The sequence below is a fragment of the Binatus sp. (SeqCode) genome, from assembly GCF_050013435.1.
In the GTDB taxonomy this organism is placed as follows: domain Bacteria; phylum Desulfobacterota; class Binatia; order Binatales; family Binataceae; genus Binatus.
On record NZ_JBEKFG010000121.1, the window covers coordinates 1 to 5338 of the forward strand.

General features: G+C 61.2%; 1 protein-coding gene and 1 pseudogene. One reads left to right on the plus strand and one right to left on the minus strand.

The annotated features are described in order from the left end of the window. Positions 1-132: pseudogene (locus ABSB13_RS16445) on the plus strand (transposase); the annotation flags it as partial. A gap of 136 nt (positions 133-268) precedes the next feature. On the opposite strand, the gene ABSB13_RS16450 reads toward ABSB13_RS16445, so the two are convergent. Continuing rightward, complete coding sequence (locus ABSB13_RS16450) at positions 269-3598, minus strand: AAA family ATPase (RefSeq protein WP_428110390.1); 3330 nt, start codon at positions 3596-3598, stop codon at positions 269-271. Between the last annotated feature and the right edge of the window lie 1740 nt (positions 3599-5338).

Here is a 5338-nt window from a genome sequence, read left to right on the forward strand (position 1 = left end):
GCCACCGCGCTGGTCGCCAGCGTCGCGGACCCCAAAGCCTTCCGATCGGGTCGCAACTTCTCGGCCTGGATCGGGCTGGTACCCAGACAGCACTCGAGCGGGGGCCGGAACAGGCTCGGCAGTATCACGCAAACAAGCCGGTCACGACACTCCGTTTCATTGTCATGCTTTCCTCCCGTTTGCAGCGCGAGCGCAAGCGCTCCAGTTTTGCTCCGTCTCCCCCCGCTCCACTACGCGCCGTGGCGGAGGATGAAAGGTATCTTACCCCTTATGGCGCCAGCCCTTCGAGCAGCGCGTTGGCTTCTTTCAGATCGCGCATATCAAAACCTTCGGTGAACCAGCCGTAGATCGGAGCGAGCAGATCTCGGGCCTCATCATACTTGCCCTGAGCACGCCAATAGCGAGCGAGGTCGAGCGCCGCGCGTAGCTCAAAGAACTTCGCGCTTTGCCGCTGCGCGACGGCAATTGCATCGCGAAAGCTGGCTTCGGCGGCAACGCAATCCCCCGTCAGCGTCAACAAGACGCCCCGCGTCCGAACTATCTCAGATTGGCACCATCTGGCGTGTGTCGCCTCGGCTTGACGCTCGGCCTCAGTGAGGTGCGCAAGCCCAACCCCCGGCTGCCCAACTATTCGACAGGCATCAGCCAACATCGTTAGAACAAGAGGTCCAAAGATGGTGGTGCCGAGGTCGGATAACCCATCGGTCAGCAGCGAAATCCCTTGTTCTCCGCGCCCCAACGCGGCCAAGCACCAGCCGCGGCACACCAATCCTCTTTTGTGCCAAAAGACCAGTTCTCGGTCCGCGGACAGCGCTACGAGTTCGTCCGCATAAAACAACAATAATGCGGGGTCAGAGTGCGCGCTCCAGCCTGTGCACCAAGCGTGCCAAAGGATGTGCGCGAGCGTTGGCGCATGCGCTGTGTCGCGCGCCTCGGCAACGGCCTCATCGCTTCGCAAACACGCTTGATCGGGGTAGCCGGAGCAGGCAAGCGTCTGCGCCAAATACCCCAGCAGAGCAACGCGCGTATCGACCGACGTCATTTCCCCGTAAAGGGCCCGTTGTGCCGGATCGTAGAGTTCAAGCCCCTCTTCCAGACATGCACGCGCCACCGGAAAGTCACCGAGGAAGAGGCTCGTTGCTCCGCTCGCACGGTAACCCACCACCCGCGTGATAACATCATCTCCCAATTCGCCGAGCTTCAACATCTCCGCGGCGAACTGCTCCGCTCGCTTGAGATCGGCTCCTACAAGGCAATTCACCCACTGCCCGTAAAGGATCGGCAAAAGTTTGCGCGGCCGCTTGAGTTCATCGCAGAGCAGGCGCGCACGAGAATAAGCCTCGCCCGTAGCCTGCGTATGAAAACCCTGCGTTTGAGAAAGTGCACGACCGAGAGCGATCTGCAGATCCAGTTCGTGTTCCCGGCGACTAATGCTGTCGGTCAGGTGGGATACCGAGGTCAGACCTCTGCGCAGGAGTGCCTCGGCTTCTAGCATCGCCGAGCGCGCGACCGCCTGCTGTCCGGCCTTGAGCCAGTAGCCGACCGCCTTCTCGTAGAGACCTGCCTCGGTATAGTGACGCGCCAGCAGCTCCGGCTGGTTCTCGGCGATCTCGGCGAACTGGCTCTCAAGGGTTTCGGTGATGCGAGCGTGCAACGCCCGTCGCGGCTCGCGCAGCAGCGTGCCATAGGCCGCGTCCTGCACCAGGGCGTGCTTGAACAGGTAAGTCGCATGCGGTGGCACGCCCTGTCGGAACAGCAACCCAGACTGAATGAGACGGTCGAGCGCAGATCCTAGCTCCACCTCCGGCTTGCGCACCACCGCAACCAGCAGGGCATGCGGGAACTCCCGCCCGATCGCCGCCCCGATCTGCGCGACTTCCTTCGCGGGACCGAGCCGGTCAAGCCGGGCCATCAGCGATGCGTGCAAACTTGCGGGGACGGCCAGGGGCGAGGATGGAACCGCGGCAGCGGTGCGCCGCGCTTCGCCCTCGCTCTCCGCCTCCAGCACCGCTTTCGTCATCTCCTCCACAAACAGCGGAATGCCGTCGGTCCGCTCCACAATCTCCGCCATCACATCCGCCGGTAGCTCCTTGTTGCCAACAAGGCGCGCGATGATGGCCGCAGTTTCACCCTCCCCAAGCCGGTTAAGCGTCAAACTCATCACATGCGATTGTCCCACCCACGGCGCGTTAAACTCGGGGCGGAAAGTTACGATGACCAGCACCGGAAGAGTTTTAATTTGGTCCACTGTCCGACCGAACACTTCCAGGCTCGTGGGATCGATCCAATGCGCATCTTCGACGATCATCAATACCGGCTGCTGTCTAGCCAATCCCGGGAGTTGTGCTGCCAAGGCGTCCAGCGTTCTTTGCCTGCGCTGCTCCGGGGCAAGATCGAGTGCGGGATAGCGTCCGTCGTTCGGCAGCGAGAGCATCTCTGCAAAGAGCGCGGCGTCCTGGATGGTGGTCGAGGTCTTCGCGAGCACGGCATCTAGTTTGTCGAGTTTCACTTGCGGGGTGTCGTCGTGTGCTAGTCCCGCGGCGCGTTCCATCTGGCCGAAAATCGGATAAAAGGCGCTGTCGGTATGCTGCGGCGAGCAGAAATAGCGCAACCGCGTGTGCGGTTCGGTGGCGAGGTGTTCCAGCAACGCAGCGGTGAGCCGCGATTTGCCGATACCAGGCTCGCCGGAAACGAGCACCACCTGGCCTTCGCCGGTCTTGGCTCTCGACCAGCGCCGCAGTAGCAATTCGATTTCTTCTTCGCGCCCGACCAGCGCGGTCAGGCCGGTCGCGTGCATCGCCTCGAAGCGGCTCTCCACCGAACTCGTCCGCAGCGCCGCGAAGGCCCGCACCGGTCCGGCGATGCCCTTGAGGTCCTTGGTTCCGAGGTCTTGCAGCTCGAACAGATTGCCGAGAAGCCTCCGCGTGCTCTCGGAGATGACAACCATGTTCGGCTCGGCGATGCCCTGTAGGCGCGCCGCGAGGTTCGGCGTCTCGCCAACGATGCCGCGTTCCTGCGCTTCCCCCGATCCAATCAGGTCGCCGACGACCACTAACCCGGTCGCGATGCCGACACGGGTTTGCAGCGGAGCGCGCGTCTTTAGCCCGACCACCGCCGCGATCAGCTCCAGCCCCGCCCGCACCGCCCGCTCGGCGTCGTCCTCGTGGGCCTGCGGATAGCCAAAATAGACGAGCACGCCGTCGCCCATGTATTTCGCCACGAAGCCGCCGAAGCGCCGCACGGTCTCGGCGACGCATTTCTGATAGGCCGAAATGACCTCGCGCAAATCCTCCGGGTCCATGCGGGCCGAGAGTGCCGTCGAGCCGACGAGGTCCGAGAACATCACTGTGACTTGGCGGCGCTCGGCGGTGTCTTGGGTCTTCGGCTCGGTAAACCTCGGCTGCGACGCCGGAACGGCACCGCCAAGCTCCGCAATCGCTGCCAACATCTTTCGTCGGTGCCCGAGCGAGACGCCAAGCTCTTTGAGGTCCTGATCGGTCAAATGACGGAGGACGGAGGTATCGATGTCGTTCTCGGCAAAGCGCTGGGCGTACTCGGACATGCCGAGCCAGTTCAGCCACTCCGCGATCGTGGACATCACCTTCCGCCCCGGGCGCTTGCGCCGCACAAGCATAGTACGACGGCGGTCGAACGCCACAGGGAGTGTGGAGCCCGCTAGCGCCCAATGAACCGGACCGCAGGGCGTAATCGTCTAGGCGAAGTCCCTAAATCATTTGGGAACTAGAACCGAATCGGTCTCCCGGAACCAAGAGCGTCGATTATTGTAATTGTTTAATCACGGAACGCTGGTGGCTTGGTCTGTCGCGCCGGAGATCGCAAGTGCCCAAATGCCGTCGCGTCTGCCGCCTCGCCGCGTGCCCGAAGGCGAAAGTACGTACGCCAGTGCATTCGGCGTGGCTTTTCCGGGAGGGGTTCGCACAGGTTCGGACTACCGCCAAGCCGCGTCCTGATCTTCCGTGACCGGCGTATGTCACGAAACTTCGGGCTCTCTGACTGGCTCGCATAGGCTAGCCCGCAACAATTTCTGCATGCGAAAAAACTGCCCGCGCCGTACAACACCGCGACCCGTCGTCCACAGTGTCGGCCGCCGGAACAGAGGGTACAGACGAACCAAGGACGTTCACCTCCAACGTGGCACTTCGTCCAAGTCAGAGGCACGCGCTGTTCAATTAGCGTCCCCTTTTTGTCGCGGGGGTTTTGCGACCACAATGTCAAGATTACTGCGTCAGGCTCAGTGCGGACAAAAATGCTACCGCATGGCACGCCTTGGAAATTCCAAAACCATGGAAACAAATGGCCAGCGCGTAAAAATCCTCGACGTTTCCATTCGCGCACGTCAATCGACGTATGGCTCTCACAGGTTGGGCGACCCATTTGCTAACCTGTCGAAATCATTTGGCAAATGACGACCTGTGAGGACAGGCCGCTCACGGCTTTTACTCGCTGTTGCGCGCGCGCGTTGGGCATGCCGACTTTCGTACTGCTTGCTTTTTAGGGACTGCAGAAAGTCAGGACAGTCTTTTCTGTTTCGCGTCACGGGATTGCACTCAAGGTGCGGTCGAAGTGCGCGTGGAGCGCTTCTCGGATCGCGTGGGGATCGTTACGCGCATCTGCTTTCAGCAAGCCCTTTCGGATGAGTGTCTCAATTTCTGTTTCGCGTAACTGGACATTCAGGCAACGAAGCCCATTACGGCGGCGCTGCCGGTGACGGCGCATGCGTTCGGCAGGCGGGCTAAGGGACAGGCTGCGGTGGGTCATTGATCAAGTTCTCACGTTAGGACGTGACCGAAGCACGCCGCAGCCGGGTTCCGATTGCGTCAGCCCGGGGAGCGCGCGAGCGGCGCGGAGTCGGCGGCTCGAAAACAGCGTTGGATTGATCGCGTTCATTGAGGCAGTGCCCTTTACATCTCGCGTCTAACCTATTGATCTCGAACCATCACAAAATCATTCCCTTTACAGCTAGCCCGTTGATTTATCGGCAAAAACATCAGACTCTTAATCAGCGGGTCCAAGGTTCGAGTCCTTGTGCGCCCACCAATAGAAACAATTATTTAGCTTGAAAAACCGACCGGCGAGAGACCCGCAGGAGATCGCGGGGTAATCTGTGGGGTAACAGTTCGCCCGGCCGCAGTGATCTAGATGCCGGTCGTCGAGCTTGCCCTTCCTTGGTCAAGTGCCGCAAAATGTTTGGTGCACGACTTGATCGGGCCGCGGCGGATCGATGTAGCGGCCGAAGGCCGGTTGATCCTCGTAAGGCATGGAGAGCACCGTCAGCAGACCCTCGAAGGGCAGGAAATTCCCATCGTTCACGGCTGCG